This window comes from Streptomyces sp. NPDC042002 (genome assembly GCF_055588305.1).
Genome location: NZ_JBVJCT010000007.1, coordinates 176,877 through 195,197, shown reverse-complemented (window position 1 = coordinate 195,197; position 18,321 = coordinate 176,877). Strand labels below are relative to the sequence as shown.

General features: G+C 71.3%; 16 protein-coding genes. 5 read left to right on the top strand and 11 right to left on the bottom strand.

All coding sequences use genetic code 11. The features are described 5' to 3' along the window. The first annotated feature begins 197 nt into the window (after window positions 1-197). On the top strand, window positions 198-1,094 hold the full coding sequence (locus ACZ6KY_RS13990) for an RNA polymerase sigma factor SigF (protein WP_469310527.1): 897 nt from the start codon (window positions 198-200) through the stop codon (window positions 1,092-1,094). A 163-nt stretch (window positions 1,095-1,257) separates the two neighbouring features. Here ACZ6KY_RS13990 and ACZ6KY_RS13985 read toward each other — a convergent pair whose 3' ends face one another. Together ACZ6KY_RS13985 and ACZ6KY_RS13980 are read right to left on the bottom strand one after the other, a co-directional pair. Beyond that, on the bottom strand, window positions 1,258-2,085 hold the full coding sequence (locus ACZ6KY_RS13985; protein ID WP_469310526.1) for a hypothetical protein: 828 nt from the start codon (window positions 2,083-2,085) through the stop codon (window positions 1,258-1,260). Between the two features lie 98 nt (window positions 2,086-2,183). Beyond that, window positions 2,184-2,381 (bottom strand): hypothetical protein, encoded by a 198-nt coding sequence (locus ACZ6KY_RS13980; protein ID WP_469310525.1) that lies wholly within the window; start codon window positions 2,379-2,381, stop codon window positions 2,184-2,186. Window positions 2,382-2,781: 400 nt separating this feature from the next. On the opposite strand from ACZ6KY_RS13980, the gene ACZ6KY_RS13975 reads away from it, so the two are divergent. The 3 genes from ACZ6KY_RS13975 to ACZ6KY_RS13965 all read left to right on the top strand — a co-directional run bounded on the left by ACZ6KY_RS13975 (window position 2,782) and on the right by ACZ6KY_RS13965 (window position 6,812). Next, window positions 2,782-3,306 (top strand): MarR family winged helix-turn-helix transcriptional regulator, encoded by a 525-nt coding sequence (locus tag ACZ6KY_RS13975; RefSeq protein ID WP_469310524.1) that lies wholly within the window; start codon window positions 2,782-2,784, stop codon window positions 3,304-3,306. 82 nt (window positions 3,307-3,388) lie between these two features. Then, window positions 3,389-5,878, top strand: a complete 2,490-nt coding sequence (locus ACZ6KY_RS13970; protein WP_469310640.1) for an MFS transporter — start codon at window positions 3,389-3,391, stop codon at window positions 5,876-5,878. Between the two features lie 112 nt (window positions 5,879-5,990). Next, the gene (locus tag ACZ6KY_RS13965; protein WP_469310523.1) at window positions 5,991-6,812 is read left to right on the top strand and encodes a YceI family protein; all 822 of its coding nucleotides are present in this window, start codon (window positions 5,991-5,993) and stop codon (window positions 6,810-6,812) included. A gap of 7 nt (window positions 6,813-6,819) precedes the next feature. On the opposite strand, the gene ACZ6KY_RS13960 is transcribed toward ACZ6KY_RS13965, so the two are convergent. Further along, window positions 6,820-7,566 (bottom strand): ANTAR domain-containing protein, encoded by a 747-nt coding sequence (locus ACZ6KY_RS13960; protein WP_469310639.1) that lies wholly within the window; start codon window positions 7,564-7,566, stop codon window positions 6,820-6,822. A 154-nt stretch (window positions 7,567-7,720) separates the two neighbouring features. On the opposite strand from ACZ6KY_RS13960, the gene ACZ6KY_RS13955 reads away from it, so the two are divergent. Continuing rightward, on the top strand, window positions 7,721-8,191 hold the full coding sequence (locus ACZ6KY_RS13955) for a PPOX class F420-dependent oxidoreductase (protein WP_469310522.1): 471 nt from the start codon (window positions 7,721-7,723) through the stop codon (window positions 8,189-8,191). 30 nt (window positions 8,192-8,221) lie between these two features. Here the strand turns inward: ACZ6KY_RS13955 and ACZ6KY_RS13950 are convergent, their stop codons facing one another. The 8 genes from ACZ6KY_RS13950 to ACZ6KY_RS13915 form a co-directional block, all read right to left on the bottom strand. Further along, the gene (locus ACZ6KY_RS13950; protein WP_469310521.1) at window positions 8,222-8,995 is read right to left on the bottom strand and encodes a TetR/AcrR family transcriptional regulator; all 774 of its coding nucleotides are present in this window, start codon (window positions 8,993-8,995) and stop codon (window positions 8,222-8,224) included. A 408-nt stretch (window positions 8,996-9,403) separates the two neighbouring features. Next, on the bottom strand, window positions 9,404-11,689 hold the full coding sequence (locus ACZ6KY_RS13945) for a glycosyltransferase family 39 protein (protein WP_469310520.1): 2,286 nt from the start codon (window positions 11,687-11,689) through the stop codon (window positions 9,404-9,406). Beyond that, the gene (locus ACZ6KY_RS13940; RefSeq protein ID WP_469310519.1) at window positions 11,686-13,194 is read right to left on the bottom strand and encodes a bifunctional glycosyltransferase family 2/GtrA family protein; all 1,509 of its coding nucleotides are present in this window, start codon (window positions 13,192-13,194) and stop codon (window positions 11,686-11,688) included. The genes ACZ6KY_RS13945 and ACZ6KY_RS13940 overlap by 4 nt, the downstream gene beginning before the upstream one ends. Before the next feature lie 14 nt (window positions 13,195-13,208). Next, on the bottom strand, window positions 13,209-14,855 hold the full coding sequence (locus ACZ6KY_RS13935) for a sensor histidine kinase (protein ID WP_469310518.1): 1,647 nt from the start codon (window positions 14,853-14,855) through the stop codon (window positions 13,209-13,211). After that, window positions 14,852-15,592 carry a response regulator transcription factor gene (locus tag ACZ6KY_RS13930; RefSeq protein WP_328554635.1) on the bottom strand — a complete coding sequence of 247 codons (741 nt, stop codon included), beginning with the start codon at window positions 15,590-15,592 and terminating at the stop codon, window positions 14,852-14,854. The genes ACZ6KY_RS13935 and ACZ6KY_RS13930 overlap by 4 nt, the downstream gene beginning before the upstream one ends. A gap of 203 nt (window positions 15,593-15,795) precedes the next feature. After that, window positions 15,796-16,737, bottom strand: a complete 942-nt coding sequence (locus tag ACZ6KY_RS13925; protein ID WP_469310638.1) for an amidohydrolase family protein — start codon at window positions 16,735-16,737, stop codon at window positions 15,796-15,798. A 28-nt stretch (window positions 16,738-16,765) separates the two neighbouring features. Continuing rightward, the gene (locus ACZ6KY_RS13920) at window positions 16,766-17,116 is read right to left on the bottom strand and encodes an antibiotic biosynthesis monooxygenase family protein (protein ID WP_469310517.1); all 351 of its coding nucleotides are present in this window, start codon (window positions 17,114-17,116) and stop codon (window positions 16,766-16,768) included. A 192-nt stretch (window positions 17,117-17,308) separates the two neighbouring features. Continuing rightward, a complete protein-coding gene (locus ACZ6KY_RS13915; RefSeq protein WP_469310637.1) occupies window positions 17,309-18,211 on the bottom strand; it encodes a DUF2797 domain-containing protein in 903 nt (300 codons plus the stop codon). Window positions 18,212-18,321 lie beyond the last annotated feature (110 nt).

Below are 18,321 nucleotides of genomic sequence, written 5' to 3'. Positions count from 1 at the left end.
CTGAAATACCGTCAGACCCCCTTCTTCCAGGGCTGATCCACCCTCTACATGTCGACAAGTCTCTACAGCGTGTTGCCGACATGTGACATTCTTCCGGAAGCGCGTTTGCCGCGGCCTCGCCTCCGGTATTCAGGTGGAGGCTGCGTTCCTCCGACGGGAGCGACTGCCGCGACCGTCCGCGACCCAAAGGGGGTGGCATGTCCGCAGATCAGGGCAGCTCGAAGGTGCTCACGCTCACCAAGAGCGACGCAGCGCCCGAGGCGCACGCCGCGCTTCACGATGTCCCTGCCGCCGAGGCCCCGGTAGCCGTTCTGGTCCCCGAGTCCTCGGGCGCCATCGACACCCGGACCCTGTCCCGCTCCCTCTTCCTGCGGCTCGCCGCACTCGCCGAGAACAGCCCGGAGCGCGGCTACGTCCGGGACACCCTCATCGAGCTCAACCTCCCGCTCGTCCGGTACGCGGCGGCCCGCTTCCGCTCCCGCAACGAGCCGATGGAGGACATCGTCCAGGTCGGCACCATCGGCCTGATCAAGGCGATCGACCGCTTCGACTGCGAACGCGGCGTCGAGTTCCCGACCTTCGCGATGCCGACGGTCGTCGGTGAGATCAAGCGGTTCTTCCGCGACACCTCCTGGTCGGTCCGCGTTCCGCGCCGCCTCCAGGAGCTGCGGCTCGCCCTCACCAAGGCCAGCGACGAGCTCTCGCAGAAGCTCGATCGTTCTCCGACGGTCGCCGAACTCGCCGCCGTTCTCGGGGTGTCCGAGGAGGACGTGGTCGACGGCCTCGCCGTCGGCAACGCGTACACGGCGTCGTCGCTGGACTCGCCCGCTCCCGAGGACGACGGCGGCGAGGGCTCCCTCGCGGACCGCCTCGGCTACGAGGACACCGCGCTGGAGGGCGTGGAGTACCGCGAGTCGCTCAAGCCGCTGCTCGCCAAGCTGCCGCCCCGCGAGCGCCGGATCATCATGCTCCGCTTCTTCGCGAACATGACCCAGTCGCAGATCGGCGAGGAGGTCGGCATCTCGCAGATGCACGTCTCCCGTCTCCTCACCCGCACGCTGGCCCAGCTGCGGGAAGGCCTCATCTCCGACTGACCGCCCCACGCGGGGTTCATAATTGACGGATCGTCAGCCAAACTGGCGCGATGCGTCACGAGTCGATACGTGGTCGCCGAGGTGCCCTGGTGGGTGCCTCGGCGGCTGTGCTGTGTCTGGGCGGAGCGCTGGCCGCGTGCGGGAGCGGCGGGAGCGGCGGCGGCTATGTCGCCGTCGGGGCCGCTGGCGGCTCCCCACGGGCGTCCGGGGCGGCGGTGGCGCCTTCGGGCGAGGTGTCCCTGGCGCCGCTGGACGGTACGGCCGCGAACGGCTCCAACGCCGCCGGGAGCAACGGGAGTTCCGACTCCGGGAAGACGGCGTCGACCGCCGGACCGGGCGGGTCCTCGGCCGACGGCGCAGGTGGTCCGGAGGGCTCGGCGGCCCGGACCGCCGGTTCGGGAGGGTCGGGTGCCGGTGAGGGTGGTCCCGGGGCCGGGGCGGACGGTCCGGGAGGCACGGGGGCCGGCGACAGCGGCGGGTCCTCTTCGACCGCCGGTTCGACGTCCGGTTCGTCCGCCGGAAGCAGCTCCGGTGGCGACTCCGGTCGTACGGGCGGCAGTTCGGGGCATTCCTCCGCGCCGCCCGCGCCCGGGTCGACATCGAGCGCCGGGCCGGCCGCGCTGCGCGTCAGCGACACCTCGCGTGCGGCCGCCGATCGGCGCTGGTGCGAGAACGTGACCGTCTCCTTCAGCAACACCGGTGGTACGGCGGTGCGTTCGGGCACGGTGACGTTCGGGACACACATCATCGGGTCGCTCGGGATCGACTGGGCGACGATCCGGTCGGCCGAGGCCCTTCCCGCGCCGATCGCCGCCGGCGCGAAGAAGAGCAGGACCTGGACGGTGTGCGTCGACGCGTGGCGGGTGCCGCTGGGCATGCACATCGAGACCCGGGACGTGTCCGTCCAGTGGAAGTAGCGGAAGCTGGAAGCGGTGGCGCGGCCCTGCCGGGTTTCGTGCCCCTGCCGGATTCCGTGACCCAGCTCGGTCACGCGTCCCGCCCGTTCACGCGTCCGGCTCGGGCATGCGTCCCGTACCGTCACGCGTCGCGCCCGGTCACTCGTCCAACTCGGTCACACGTCCAGCCCGGTCACATGAGGGCGAGCCAGGCCACCGCGGCGACGACCACGACGGCGAGAACGACGCCGACGATCAGGCCCACGCGGGGACCTGCGGGAGCGGGCGCCTGCTGCTGCCGGCCCTGGGGGGCCTCGTCGACGAACGCACGGAACATTTGGGTGCTGCCCGCGGGGTCGTAGTTGCCCTCGGGGCCCTGGGTGTTTGCCATAGGCCGGACCCTAGCGAATACGCGGGAGCTGCCCAAGTGCCGGGTTCCCCTTCACACCTACTCGTGACGCATCCGCACACCGGTCACGACGCCCGTACACCGATCGTGACGAGTCCGCACACCGCCCACGACGGGCCTGCGCACGGCCCTCGCGACACGTCTTGACGCCGAAGACGAGCCGTCGCCCTTCGTCCCGCACCCGTCGCCCGCCGCCGTCCAGCTCGGCGCCACTTGTCCCGCACCCTTCAGCCCGGCCCTCCCCGAACCCATCTCCACCTGCGAGTTTACGCTCACCAAGCCTTGCCTTTACCGAATTTTTAGCCCTGAAGCCACCAACTCGTTTGCCTGCGGCAACCAACTGCTTTTATGGTTGCCCTAAGCAACGAATACGGGGGGTGTGATGGCCGAGCAGGCGCAGTACGAGGAACTGGCTCGTCAGCTCAGCGCCATCGGTGCCGTGAAGCGGGACATGGGGCGGATCCTGCCGCCCGACTGCCCCGGAGGCTCCGCCGCCGTGCTCACGCTGCTCGGCCGGTACGGCGAGATGCGGATGAGCAGGCTCGCGGAGCTGCTCTCCGTGGACATGTCGGTGACCAGCCGCCACGTCGCTCACGTCGCCGACCGGGGCTGGATCGAACGGTCCCCCGACCCGGCCGACAAGCGCTCACGCATCCTGCGCCTCACCGACGCCGGCCAGGAGCAGCTCGACGAGCTCTCCCTGCGTACGTCGCGGCTGCTCGCCGACCGGCTCAGCCACTGGTCCGACCACGAGGTCGGACTGCTCATCGAGCTGATGGGCCGGCTGCGCGAGAGCTTCGGCGACTGCCGCTCCCCGCAGCGGACGCCCTCGCGCCCTCCCCCGTACGCGACGGAACCAGACAGACGTATCAGAACTGACCACCCGTACACCCGCGTAAGTACGTAAGAAAAGGAAGCCCATGGCAACGACCACACCAGCCGGTGTGCGGGGCTCTCACGCCAAGCACGGTGGCGCCGACGGCGCTCCGATGACGCACCGCCAGATCATGGAGGCGCTCTCCGGGCTGCTGCTCGGCATGTTCGTCGCGATCCTGTCGTCGACGATCGTCACCAACGCGCTCCCCGAGATCATCGGCGACCTGGGCGGCGGCCAGTCCGCCTACACCTGGGTCGTCACGGCCTCACTGCTGGCGATGACCGCGACCACACCCCTGTGGGGCAAGCTCTCCGACCTGTACAGCAAGAAGGCGCTCGTACAGATAGCGCTCATCGTCTACGTGCTGGGATCGGCCGCCGCCGGTCTGTCCCAGAACCCCGGCATGCTCATCGCGTGCCGGGTGGTCCAGGGTGTCGGCGTCGGCGGTCTGTCCGCCCTCGCCCAGATCGTGATGGCCGCGATGATCTCCCCGCGTGAGCGCGGGCGCTACTCCGGCTACCTGGGCGCGACGTTCGCCGTCGCGACCGTCGGCGGCCCGCTGCTCGGCGGTGTCATCACCGACACCAGCTGGCTCGGCTGGCGCTGGTGCTTCTACGTCGGGGTGCCCTTCGCGATCATCGCGCTGATCGTGCTGCAGAAGACCCTGCACCTGCCCGTCGTGAAGCGGGACGTCAAGGTCGACTGGGCGGGCGCGTTCTTCATCTCCGCCGCGGTCTCCCTGCTGCTCGTGTGGGTCACCTTCGCCGGTGACAAGTACGACTGGGTCTCGTGGCAGACGTACACGATGGTCGCGGGCGCGATCGTCCTCGGCCTGCTGTTCGTGCTCGTGGAGTCCAGGGCGAGCGAGCCGATCATCCCGCTGCGGCTGTTCCGCAACCGGACGATCACCCTCTCCTCCCTCGCGTCGCTCTTCGTGGGTGTCGCGATGTTCACCGGCACCGTCTTCTTCAGCCAGTACTTCCAGCTGGCACGGGACAAGTCCCCGACGATGTCGGGTGTCATGACGATCCCGATGATCGGTGGCCTGTTCATCTCCTCCACGGTCTCCGGCCAGGTCATCACCAAGACCGGACGGTGGAAGTACTGGCTGGTCAGCGGCGGCTTCCTGGTCACCGCCGGCCTCGGCCTCCTCGGCACGATCCGCTACGACACGGCCTACTGGCACGTCGCGATCTTCATGGCGCTGCTGGGCCTCGGCATCGGCATGACGATGCAGAACCTGGTGCTCTCCACACAGAACCAGGTGGCGCCGTCGGACCTGGGCGCGGCGAGCTCCACCGTGACGTTCTTCCGTTCCCTGGGCGGTGCGATCGGTGTCTCCGCGCTCGGCGCGGTCATGGCCAACCGGATCACCCACTACGTGATGGACGGGCTGACCGGCCTCGGACCCAAGTACGCGGCCCTGGGGTCCGGTTCGGATTCCAGCTCCAGCATCCCGGACATGGACAAGCTGCCCGCCCCGCTGCGCACCGTGATGGAGAGCGCGTACGGCCACGGCATCGCGGACGTCTTCCTGATCGCCTCCGGCCTGGCGCTGATCTCCTTCCTCATCGTGCTGTTCATCAAGGAGGTCCCGCTGCGGACGTCCGGCGCGCTGGCGCAGGCCGCCGCGGAGCAGGCCGGAACCCCGGCGGCCGAGCCTTTTGTCGCCGAAGCGGCCGAGACCGAGGCTCCGGTCGCCGAAGCGGTCGAGGCCGCGGCCACCGCCGCTCTCGCCCCTGCCCTCGCCGCGACCACGACAGAGGCGGGCCCCGAGGGCACGCAGCGGCTCGCCGCCGTCGCCACCGCGACGCGGGAGAGCGCCCCGCAGCCCGCGTCCGGCGGGATCAGGGTGCACGGTCAGGTCCGCGGCGCCGAGAGCGCGCCCGTGCCGCAGGCCGCGGTCACGCTGATCTCGCCGGCGGGACGGCAGCTCGGCCGCTCGGTCGCGCAGGCCGACGGCTCCTACGCGGTGGACGCGCCCGGTGTGGGCTCGTACGTCCTGATCGCCTCCGCCGACGGCTTCCAGCCGCAGGCCTCGACGATCGTCGTGAACGACGAGCCGCTCGCGTACGACATCCTGCTGAGCGGCACCAGCGGGCTGAGCGGTGTCGTCCGGGGCGCCGAGGCCGCCACCCCGGTCAAGGACGCGATGGTCGTCGTGACCGATGTCCGTGGTGATGTGCTGGCCTCCGGAACCACCGGTGAGCAGGGCGAGTTCGCCTTCGCCGAGCTGGTGCCCGGCGTCGTGACGGTCGCGGTCAACGCCGCGGGCCACCGGCCGCGGGCCCTGCCCGTCGAGGTCGGCGGCACCGGGGTCACCCGGATCGAGGTCGACCTCGAAGCGGGTGCCCAGCTCCAGGGTGTCGTACGGGCGCCGCACGGCCCGTTGTCGGACGCCCGCGTGACGCTGGTGGACGCGGCAGGCAACGTGGTCGGCACGGCCAGGACCGGCAGCGACGGCGCGTACGCCTTCACCGACCTGGACGGCGGCGAGTACACCGTCATCGCGGCGGGCTACCCGCCGGTGGCGACCGCGCTGACCGTCGGCGGCCGTGGCGTGGACGACCACCAGATCGAACTCGCCCACCCCGGCGAGTAGTCCGAGCCCCGGCCCGTGGGGTGCGCGCGCTCTGAGCGGAGGCGCGCCCCCCACGGGCCGGTTTTCATTTGCCGCATCGCATTTCATTGCCGCATCGCAAGGAGTTACTGCCATGGGACTGACCGCGAAGATCCGTACGCGGGACGGCTGGGCCGTGTCGCACGCGGTCGTCACGGTGACCGACTCGACCGGCGCGCAGGTGCTGCGGGCCGAGGCGGACACCGACGGAGCCGTGCACGACACCACGGGCCTCGCGCCGGGCGCCTACACGGTGATCGTGACCGCGCTCGGGTACGCGCCCGCCGCGGCCGGCGCGATCGTCACGGCGGCCGGCCGTGCCGAGGTCGGCCAGGTGACGCTGGCCCGCCGGGGCGGCACCGAGCTGCCCCCGCCCGGGGTGTGGACCATCGACCCGGCGCACTCCTCGATCGGCGTGGTCGCCCAGCACCTGGGCATCTCCAGCGTGCACGGCCGCTTCACCGACTTCGCGGGCCGCGTCGAGATCGCCCCTGACGAGGTGGCCAAGTCCCGGGTGGAGGCGACGATCACGGCCGCCTCCATCGACACCGGCAACGGCACGCGCGACGGACACCTGCGGTCACCGGACTTCCTGGACGTCGAGAAGTACCCGCTGATCACCTACCGCTCGACGGACCTGACACCGGCCGGCTCCGACCGCTGGACCGTGCGCGGCGAGCTCACCCTGCACGGCGTCGTACGTCCCGTCGACCTCGACCTCGCCTACCTCGGCACCGGCGCCGACCCCTGGGGCGGCACCCGCGCCGCGTTCCGCGCGACCGCCGAACTCCACCGCGAGGACTTCGCCCTGCACTACAACCAGATCGTCCAGGCGGGCATCTCCGCGATCGGTACGACCCTGAAGGTGGAACTGGACGTCCAGGCGGTGCGGGGGGAGTCGCTGCCCGCCGCCTGAGCGCGGCTCACCCGCCCTCACCCCGGCCCTCGCCCTCACCGGCACCGACGATCCGTCGGGCCAGGTCACGGAGCTTGACGTTCTCCCGCTGCGAGGTCCGTACGAGGCTGTCGAAGGCTTCGGACGCGTCGATGCCGAGCCGCTCCATGAGGATGCCCGTGGCCTGCCCGATCAGATCCCGGGTGCGCATCGCCTCGGTGAGCTGTTCGCGCAGGGTCGCCGAGTCCAGCGCGATGCCGACGTGCGCGGTGAACAGCCGGCCTATCCGGGTGGCCGACTCGTCGAAGGCGCGGGGCGCCCGCGCGTAGGCCGTCAGGACGGTCAGCCGGCGCCGGTCGGCCCGCAGCCGCAGCGACAGCACCGACCGCAGTCCGAGGTCCGACAGCGCGAGATCCCCGTCCCCGTCCGCCGCGGCGCTGTCCTCGATCCGGGCCACCGGCGCGGTCCACAGCCGGCTCCAGTACGGGTGATGCTCGCGGCCCACGTTCAGGGCGTCGGCCGTGCGGACGACCTCGTGCGTCCAGGCCAGGGTCTGCCGGTGGGCCTTGTGCTCGATGACGGAGATCCCGGCGTGCTCGGCGCCCGGCAGGACGTGCACGGCCAGCCGGACGGCGGTACGCAGGGTGGCACGGGGACTGGATGTCTCGTGCAACTGCTGAGCGGCGGTCGTGAGGCCTTCGGCCAGCTCAAAACCCGTAGCGAAACGGGGCAATTCGGAAAACTCGGACGCAGCCACCACGAACCTCTTCGGCATGCACGGCCAAAAGGCCATGCGCAGGAGAGCTCCGCAGCACATTCCCGACTGCGAGCACAGGACGAAGAGCACTTTAGCCGCTCCGATGGGGTCCGGTGCCGCCCACCGGCCCAGCCCGCGGGCGACCGGGGGGCACGCGGCCTAGGCTGATCGCATGGCACCCAACATCGCGACGAACACCTCTGTCTCCCTCGACGAGTTGCTGGACTTCGTACGCCCCCGCCACCGGGCCGTCCTGCTCACCCGCCGTGCCGACGGCGGCCCCCAGGGCTCCCCGTTGACCTGTGGTGTCGACGACTCGGGCCGCATCGTCGTCTCGACGTACCCCGAGCGCGCCAAGACCCGCAACGCCAAGCGGGACGAACGGGTCGGCCTGATCGTCCTCAGCGACGAGTGGAACGGGCCCTGGGTCCAGATCGACGGCACCGCCGAGGTCCTCGACTCCCCCGACTCCGTCGAGCCCCTCGTCGAGTACTACCGGAACATCGCCGGTGAGCATCCCGACTGGGACGAGTACCGCGAAGCGATGCGCAAGCAGGCCAAGTCGATCATCCGGATCACTCCCACCCGCTGGGGCCCGGTGGCGACCGGCGGCTTCCCGGCCCACCTGGCCCCCCAGGACTAGCGGGGGCCGAAATCTCCTGCGGCACGGGGCTCAGCCCCGTGCCACCATCGCCTCGATCCCCGCGATCAACAGCTCCAGCGCGAATCCGAAGTCCCGCTCCCGCATCTCCGACACGGTGTCGCCGCCCCGCGCCTCCATGAGATCCGCCGCGCTCTCGAAGTGCGCCGCGAACCGCGGCTGTTCGCTGATGGTGCTCATGGCCTGCCGGAAGTACTCGTCCTGCGACATCCCCGCCGACGCGCACCGCTGCACGAAGTGGCCCTCGATCGTCCCGAACCCGTACACGAACTGGAACACCGCCGACATCGCCCCCATCCGCCCGTGCGCCGGCATCCCGGTGTCCCGGATCACCTCCCGCACGCGCAGGGAGAACGCCATGGAACACGGCCCGATGTTCAGGAAGTTCCCGATCAGCGTGGACACCCACGGATGGCGCACCAGCAGCGCCCGGTACCCGACGGCCAGTGCCCGCAGCTGATCCCGCCAGCCCTCCTCCGACCGGGCGTCCGGCAGCTCCAGTTCACCGAACACGGCGTCGAGCGCGAGCTCCAGCAGATCGTCCTTGGTGTCGACGTACCAGTACACGGACATCGCCGTGACGTTCAGCTCCGCCGCCAGCCGCCGCATGGAGAACTTCGCCAGACCCTCCGCGTCCAGCAACCGCACCGTGGCCCCGGTGATCCGCCCCCGGTCGAGCCCGGACGGCTGGCCACCGCCCCGGGCGGCCCCGCCACGGGGTGCCCTGCCCTCCAGCCAGACACTGGTCCGCGCCGGTCGCTTCGCCTTGTCGGCTGCCCTCACCATGGCGCACCTTCCTCGGAACTCGAACCACGGAGCGGGCCGGAACTCCCCGGTCCACCGTCCTCGATGATGCCAAGCGGGCCCTCCCGGGAGAACCACGCGCCGGATCCCGGTTGCCCTCCCACGGACACCGCCACCGCGGAGTCTGCCCCTTCCGCCCGCGGCGGCAACGCCGCCGAGCGGCGCCGCAAACGGCGGTGGGGGGGGGGGGGGGAGAGGGGGGGGGGAGGGGGGGGGGGGGGGGGGGGGGGGGCAAGCCCCCCCCGGGCGACCACACCCCCCACGTCGCTGTTACCTCATCCCCCCCCCCCCCCCGCCCCCGCCCCCCCCCCCCCCCCCCCCCCCCCCCCCCCCCCCCCCCCCCCCCCCCCCCCCCCCCCCCCCACCGCTCAGTTGTCGCTCAGCTGCCGCTCAGCTCCCGCTCGTCGGCTGCGTCAGGTCGTAGAAGGTGGCCGAACCCACCGTCACCTTCTTGAAGTTGGCCGTGACCCACGAGCTGATGCGCGAGGAGCTGGAGGTGGTGCCGGAGCTTCCGCCACCGCCCATGCCGCCACCCATGCCGCCGCCCGAGATGAAGTAGTGGATCTTTCCGTCCGTCACGTACTTCTTGAACTGGGCCAGGGTCGGGGACGGGTCTGTGCCGTTGAAGCCGCCGATCGCCATGACCGGCTTGCCGGTGGCCAGTTGGTAGCTCGCGGAGTTCTGTGAACCGACCGCGGCTGCCGCCCAGGTGTAGTGCCCCGCGTTCTTCGACAGCAGCGTCCTGGCCGCGGAGCTGACGGTCGCGCCGTTCAGCAGTCCGCCGGCACCGCCGCCACCGCCCATGCCACCCATGCCGCCCTCACCCGTTCCGCCGCCGGGCATACCGCCCTGCTGGTTCTGCCCCTGGGTGGTGCCGTTGCCCTGCTGGTTCTGGCCGGGGAAGCCGCCGGTGCCGCCCGTCGGGGGCTGGCCCATGCCGCCGCCCTGCTGACCGTTCCGCGCGGCGCCGTTGCCGTTCCGCTGGTTCTGGCCGCCACCGGGGAAGCCGCCCCGCATGCCACCGCCGCCGGGACCGCCGCCCCGGCCGCCCATCATGCTCGCCCCGGCCGGACCGGCCGTCACGATGGAACCGGTGTGCCCGGTGTTCACCGTGGAGAGTGTGTACGCCGTCGGTCCCGCGACCGCGGCCACGAAGCTCAACCCGACTGCTGCGAGGGCGAGTTGCCTGCCCAGCCTGGCCGAGAAGATCAGACCGAGCGCGCCGGCCAGGCCCCCGACGAGGACCAGCCACTTGAGCCACGGAAGGTAGTCGGAGGTGCGGTTGAGGAGGACGTACCCCCAGACAGCGGTCGCGGTGACCGAACCGGCGAGGGTGAGCGACGCCCACAGCTTGCCCCGCTCCTCCCACAGCACCGTCGCGCCCATGCCGACGACGGCGGCGACGTAGGGGGCCAGGGCCACCGTGTAGTACTGGTGGAAGATGCCGGCCATGTAGCTGAAGACGAGCGCGGTCATCAGCAGCGCGCCGCCCCAGGCGAGGAAGGAACCACGGGCCAGGTCGGTCCGCTTCGCCTTCCAGGTGAGGACGATGCCGGCCACCAGCAGGATCAGGGCCGCCGGGAGCAGCCACGAGATCTGGCTGCCGATCTCGGAGTTGAACATCCGGTTCCAGCCGGTCTCGCCCCACATCCCGGTGCCACCGCCGCCACCACCGCCGCCGACACTGCCGGTCTCGTCGCCGTTGATACGGCCGAGGCCGTTGTAGCCGAAGGTCAGCTCCAGGAAGGAGTTGTTCTGCGATCCCCCGATGTACGGGCGGGAGGACGCGGGCCACAGTTCGACGATCGCGACCCACCAGCCGCCGGCGACGACCATCGCGGCCGCCGAGAGGCCCAGCTGCGCGAACCGCTTCCGTACCGTCACCGGCGCGCAGACCGCGTACAGCACGGCCAGCGGCGGCAGGATCAGGAAGGCCTGCAGCGTCTTGGCGAGGAAGGCGAGGCCGACCGCGACGCCCGCCCAGAGAAGCCACTTCGTCCGGCCGTCCTCCAGACCGCGGATCACGCAGTAGACCGTGACGGTCATCAGCAGAGCGAGCATCGCGTCCGGGTTGTTGAACCGGAACATCAGCGCGGCGACGGGAGTGAGCGCGAGCACCGCGCCCGCGATGAGACCTGCCGCCGGGCTGAACCGGCGGCGCACGGCCGCGTAGAGGACACCGACCGTGGCCACGCCCATGAGCACCTCGGGGACGAGGATCGCCCACGAGCTGAGACCGAAGATCCGTACCGACAGGGCCATCGGCCACAGCGAGGCCGGGGGCTTGTCGACGGTGATGGCGTTGGCCGAGTCGAGCGAGCCGAAGAAGAGTGCCTTCCAGCTCTGGCTGCCCGCCTGGACGGCCGCGGAGTAGAAGGAGTTGGCGTACCCGGAGGCGCTCAGGTCGTACAGGTACAGCACCGCGGTGGCGAGCAGCAGCCCGAGGAAGGCGGGGCGCGCCCAGCTCGGGTCCTCCGGCCGGCCTCTCCAGACCCGCCGGAAGAAGGGCTGCTCGGGCTCACCGGCCCCGGGGGCGGCGACCGCGGGCGGGGCCTGCTCCGGGGGAGGCGTCGAGGCGGACGGCCCCCAGGCGTGACCGGGGTCGCGGCTCGTACTCGTACCGGCGCTACCGGTGCTGGCGTCGGTACCGGTGCTCGTGTCGGGCTGCGTCGTCATCGCGCGTTCCTCGGATCGTGATCGTGCGGGCGCACCGCCTGCAACTGCATGGTCGAATCCCGCCAGGAGCGGTCCGCGGCCTCACCGGCGCGGACCGGGGCCGTGTCGTACGGGGCGGTGTCGTACGGGTCCGAGGGCGTCGCCGGGCGCTGCGGCAGCGGCGGATACGCGTCCGCGCCCTGCCGTACGGCCGTCGGGTGGACCGGCGGGGCCTGCTGGGCCTGCCGGTGCGTGGCCGCCACCGCGGACGGCGCCGGTGCCTCGCCCTGCCGGTCGGGGAAGACCCAGGCGCGGAAGAGCAGGAAGCGCAGCACGGTCGCCGCGAGGTTGGCGGCGATGAGCACCGCCAGCTCGGTGGAGTGCGCGGGATCGCTCGTCCCCGCGTTCAGGGCGGCGAGCGAGCCGCTGGTCAGGGCGAGCCCGATACCGAAGACGACCAGGCCCTGCGCCTGGTGCCGGACGGCACCGCCCCGGCCGCGTACGCCGAAGGTGAGCCGCCGGTTGGCCGCCGTGTTGGCGACCGCGGAGACGAGCAGCGCGAGCGCGTTGGCGATCTGCGCCCCCGAGAAGGAGCGGAAGCCGCTGTAGAGCAGCAGGTAGAAGAGTGTGGACAGGCCGCCCACGACGCAGAAGCCGACGAGCTGGCGGGCCAGGCCCTTGGGTACGTCGGTCAGTTCGCGGTCGCGCGGGTCGTCCCCGAAGGGCCGGACGAGCCGGTCGAGCGACAGCGAACCGGTGGCGAGAGCCCGTCCCACCCGCCACACCCCCAAGAGGTCGTCCGTCGCGGTCTTCACGATGTGGACGGTCGAGTCCGGGTCGTCGACCCAGTCGACCGGCACCTCGTGGATGCGCAGCCCGGCCCGCTCGGCCAGCACCAGCATCTCGGTGTCGAAGAACCAGCCGGTGTCCTCGATCAGCGGCAGCAGCACCTGGGCGACATCACGCCGGATCGCCTTGAAGCCGCACTGCGCGTCCGAGAAGCGGGCCTGGAGCGAGCCGCGCAGGATCAGGTTGTACGTGCGGCTGATGAACTCCCGCTTGGCGCCCCGCACCACCCGCGAGGAGCGGGACAGCCGCGAGCCGATCGCGAGGTCCGAGTGGCCGGAGATCAGCGGGGCCACCAGCGGGAGCAGCGCGTTCAGATCGGTGGACAGGTCCACGTCCATGTACGCGAGGACCGGCGCGTCGGACGCCGACCACACGGTCCGCAGCGCCCGGCCGCGGCCTTTCTGCTCCAGCCGGAAGGACGTGACCTCCGGGATCTGTGCCGCCAGCCGCGCCGCCACCAGCGGGGTGGTGTCCGTGGACGCGTTGTCCGCCACCGTGATGCGGAACGCGTACGGGAAGGTGCGCTTGAGGTGCTCGTGCAGTCTGAGCACACATGGCTGGAGGTCCTTCTCCTCGTTGTAGACGGGGATCACTACGTCCAGGACAGGCGTACCGGCGGCTCCGGCCGGGAGGTGCTCCCGCGCCGGCAGGTTGCCGGGAGAAGAGTCGGTTCGCATGGGAACGACTCTGGTCAAGCGCCCTGTTGCACCCATGTGGTGGCGCTGTGCTGTGCCTGTGAGTGCGGTTGCCACGATGTTTCGAGGACGATCGCGGGCAGATGCAGGGTGAACACGGTCCTGCCGGGGGCGCTGTCCACGGTCACCGCGCCCCCGTGCGCGGACGCGACGGCCTGCACGATGGCGAGCCCGAGACCGGTCGATCCGGAGGACCGCGAGCGCGACGAGTCGCCTCGCGCGAACCGCTCGAAGACGCGGGGCAGCAGATCGGCCGGGATACCGGGTCCGTCGTCCTGGACGTCCACGCACAGCCACGGCCCGTGCCGGTGCACCCGCGCGGTGACGGTCGTCCCCGGTGGGGTGTGCGTGCGGGCGTTCGCGAAGAGGTTGACCATGACCTGTTGCAGGCGCGCGGCGTCCGCCGACACCAGCGCGGGCTCCTCGGGCAGTTCGAGCCGCCAGTTGTGACCACGCCCGGCGGCCCGCGCGTCGCTCACGGCGTCGATCACCAGGGGGACGAGGTCGGTCTGCTCGTACTGCAACGGCCGCCCCGCGTCGAGCCGCGCGAGCAGCAGCAGATCCTCCACCAGCCCCGTCATCCGGCCGGCCTCGGACTCGATCCGCCCGAGGGCGTGCCGGGTGTCGGGCCCGGTCTCCTCCCGGCCGCGTCTGGTCAGCTCGGCGTACCCGCGGATGGACGCGAGCGGTGTCCGCAGCTCATGACTGGCGTCCGCGACGAACTGCCGTACGCGCATCTCGCTCTGCTGCCGCGCGTGCAGCGCGCCGTGGATGTGGTCGAGCATGCGGTTCAGCGCCGCCCCGACCTGCCCGACCTCGGTGTGCGGATCGGACTCGGCCTCCGGGACACGCTCGTAGAGGGTGACCTCGCCGGTGTGCAGGGGGAGTTCGGAGACACGGGTGGCGGTGGCCGCGACCTTGCGCAGGGGGCGCAGGGCGAGGCTGACGATCACGCTGCCCGCGATGGTGGCGGCGATGAGACCGGCACCGGTGATGCTCGCCTCGATGAGGATGAAGTTGTTGATGGTGTTGTCGACGGACTCGGTGGGCAGGGCGATGTAGTAACTGCCGTGAGGGCCGGTCATATACATGACGTAGTACTGGCCCAGGCCGGGGACGTCCACGGTGTGCGCCTTGCCGTCCTTGGCGACGGAGGCGAGCGCCGCTTTCTGCGCGGTGGTGAGCGGGACGGCCCGATTTCGCGGGAACGCGTCGCTGTCGCTGGCCCCGTCGGCGGAGACGACCGCCTTGCCGACTCCGCCGTCGGTGCCGACCTCGGCCGCTATGGTCTTCGTCTGCGTCGGGCCCATGGTGACAAAGGCGTGGAGCCGGTTGTCGCCGGAGGAGCTGTCGGCGGAGTCGGCCGAGCCGCCGCCGTTCGAGTTGCCGGGATCCTGGCCTCCGTCGCCCGGGTTCGCGCCCCGCGGGTTCCCGGGGGGACCCGAGAGCCGCTGGCCGGCGTCGCTGATCTGCGTTCGCAACTGTGTGTACAGATGCTGGCGCAGCGCGATGGTCGTCACCGTGCCGATCACGGCGCAGACCACGGCGATGAGCGCGACCGCCGAGACGACGAGCCGCGACCGCAGGGTGCGCGGCTGTCGTCCTCGCCTCTTCTGCGCTCGCGGCCGTCGTCGTCCGCTCATGACACGGCGGGCTTGATCAGGTATCCGGCCCCACGCCGGGTGTGGATCATCGGCTCACGGCCGGCGTCGATCTTGCGCCGCAGATACGAGATGTAGAGCTCGACCACATTGGCCTGCCCACCGAAGTCGTACGACCACACACGGTCGAGTATCTGTGCCTTGCTCAGCACCCGGCGCGGATTGCGCATCAGGAAGCGCAGCAGCTCGAACTCGGTCGCGGTGAGGTGGATGTTGTCGCCGCCCCGCGACACCTCGTGACTGTCCTCGTCCAGGGCGAGGTCGCCGACGACGAGCACGGACTCGGAGCGCCGGTCGGCCGCGCCCGAGCGCCGGATGAGACCGCGCAGCCGGGCCACGACCTCCTCCAGGCTGAACGGCTTGGTGACGTAGTCGTCGCCACCGGCGGTGAGCCCCGCGATCCGGTCCTCGACCGCGTCCTTCGCCGTCAGGAACAGCACCGGGACATCGGGCAGCTCCCGGCGGAGCCGGCCGAGCACCGTCAGCCCGTCCATGTCCGGCAGCATCATGTCGAGAACGACGGCGTCGGGCCGGAACTCGCGCGCGGTCTGCACCGCGCCCGTCCCGTCGCCCGCGCTGCGGATCTGCCAGCCCTCGTAGCGAAGGGCCATGGACAGCAGCTCGGTGATCGACAGCTCGTCGTCCACCACAAGCACCCGGACGGGGCTCCCGTCCGGCCTCAGCAGTTCGGTGCGCCCCTGGGGCGAGGTCGTGGTCATAGCGGACACCTTGGTGGGCGCCGCTGAGAGCATCCTTTCGGTAACCTGTGAATACCCTGAGAAACGCACAGGCGCCTCTCAGGGAACTCCTGGGAAGATCACGCGGTTCCCGGGCGGCGACCGCGGTCCACGGCCGCCGGGCCTCAACTCCCGCCCACGCCCTGCCTGTAGGCGTTACGCCTAGGCCTAGGCGCACGCGTGCGTCAGTGGCGGCCGAAGAGACGTGCGCCGTTCTCGTAACAGACCGCCCGCAGCCAATCGTCTCCCAGCCCGAGCCGTTCCAGCGCGCGGAGCTGGTGGACGTACGGATACGGGATGTTCGGGAAGTCGGTGCCGAGGAGCACCCGGTCCCCGAGGTCCGCGAGCCGGGGCAGCAGTTCGGGCGGAAACGGCGCGAGCCGCTCGCTGAAGTCCGTGAACGCCATGGTCGTGTCGAGCCGCACCTCGTCGTACCGCTCGGCGAGGCCGAGGAAGTCCTCGTACTCGGGCATCCCCATGTGCGCGAAGACGAACCGCAGCCGGGGATGCCGGCCGAGGACGGCCGCGACCGGTCCCGGCCCGGTGTACTTGCCGGGCGACGGCCCCGATCCGCAGTGGATCACGACAGGAACACCGGCCTCGGCGAGCAACCCCCAGGCCGGGTCGAGGAGTTCGTCCCCCGGGTCGTACGCCCCCACCTGAACGTGCGCCTTGAAGACACGGGTGCCCGCCTCCACCGCCTCGCGCACGTACCGCTCGACGCCCGGCTCGGGGAAGAGTGTGGAGGTGTGCAGGCAGTCCGGGGTCCGGCGGGCGAAGTCGACGGCCCAGGAGTTGAGCCACTCGGCCATGCCGGCCTTGTGCGGGTAGAGCATCGCCGTGAAGGCGCGCACCCCGAACTCCCTGATCAGCGCCAGCCGTTCGTCCTCGTCCGCGCGATAGGTGATCGGCCACTCGACGCCGCCGGTGAGCTCACCGAGCCCGTCGAAGTAGTCCCAGACCTTGCGCAGCACCCGCTCGGGCATGAAGTGCGTGTGGACGTCGACGAGTCCGGGCAGCCCGAGCCCCTCCCAGAACCCCCGCACTTCCCGTGCTTCGTCCCGCACCTCCACGGCCTCCTCAGCGTGTGGGTCCTGGGGCGTCCGACTCCGCACCCCGTCAGACATCTCCCCGGCGACGGCCGCGCCCTCCCGCTCAGCCGTGGGCACGTTCGAACCCATGGCTCCGCTCGACCTTGGCGATGTGCAGGGTGTACCGCTCGTACCACTCGGCCCGACCGCGCCGCTGTGCCGCCCGGTGCTCGGCATGCGCACTCCACTCCTTGATGGCGTCCTCGTCCCGGAAGTACCCGACGGTGATGGCCAGTCCGCCCGGTGTCCGCGCGTAATCCATCCCCAGATAGCCCGGGATCTGTTCGACCAGCTCCTCCATCCGCTCGGCGGTCTCCCCGTACCCGGCGTCCTCCTCCGTCCGTACGGAGGTGAACACGGCGACGTAGTACGGCGGCTCATGGGCCGCGACAGGCGCTTGAGAGTGATCGCTCATGTCCGACACTCTCCTTCCGGGCGTCCCCCGTCGTCCAGCACCTTTCCGAACGGGATCCGAAAGGGATCGAAGTCTTGACCATGGGGGCCGACAGCCCACCCCTCCCTCGCCCGGCTGCCCTCCCTGCCGATGCCACTCAGCCACGTCTCACCCTCCTTTCCTTCCCGCAGATCCCTCCCTCAGATCGCTCCCTCAGAAGAGCCCGTCCTGAACACCGGCGTCCGGCGCCCGCAACTCCCGCACGGGAAAGGTGATTCCAGAGCCACCGTCACCGCCGTCGCCCCCACCCACGTCCCCGACGCCGGTCAGGTCCCACCCCGTCATCAGCCGGGTGTCGAGAACGAAGACTCCGCGCCCGGTGAGGAGATGGAGATCGGGGCCCGCGGCACCGCACAGTTCACCCCTGATCGCGCCTCCCCCGACCAGCTCGCGCACGACCCCCTGCGCGGGCGGGAGCCCGGCGAGTCCGAACACGTCCGTGTGGTCGACGGGTTCGAAGGGCGCGCGCCGGAGGGACTCCGGCCAGCCGTCGAGATCCCCGACGCGCGCGTGCAGCTCCCGGAGCTCGGCGACGCGCTCCTCGGGCCCCGGCAGTGCCGCCCGCACCGCCCTCTTGTCGGCGTACGGAATCCGGTCCGGCACCTTGAGCGCGGCCCGCAACAGCTCCTCGGCCCGGCGTGCCGCCATCAACGGCCCCTGCCCCAGCCAGCTGAAGGTGACGGCGCCCTGTTCCAGGAGACGCGCGGAACCCCGCTCGACGCGCGTGATCCCCACCTTCACCATGCCGGGCCCGAACCACGCGAGATAGACGCGGTACGGCCGGGGATCATCGGCCAGCGTGTCGGCGGCCACGGAGTGCGCCCGGTCCAGCCGCGCGCACTCCTCGCACCGCGCGCCCGTACCGCGCGGCGACACGACGGCCCGCACGGGACACGCGTTCCCCCGCGCCCCGACGCACGTCCGCACACCCCCGTCCACCACGCCGAACGCGACCCGCCGCCCCGGAGCCAGCGGGCTCCCGCGCCCCCCGCCCCACACCAGCACGGGCCCGTCCCCCGACCACCGCAACCCAGAACACACCCACACCCGCCGCACTCCACCAACAATAGAACCCACCGCTGACAAGCACCCTGACCAGCCGAAAAGCCCGAAAGGCCGGTGCGCAGCCGACGGGGAACGGGTCCGGAAACGCGAGAGGCCCCGGA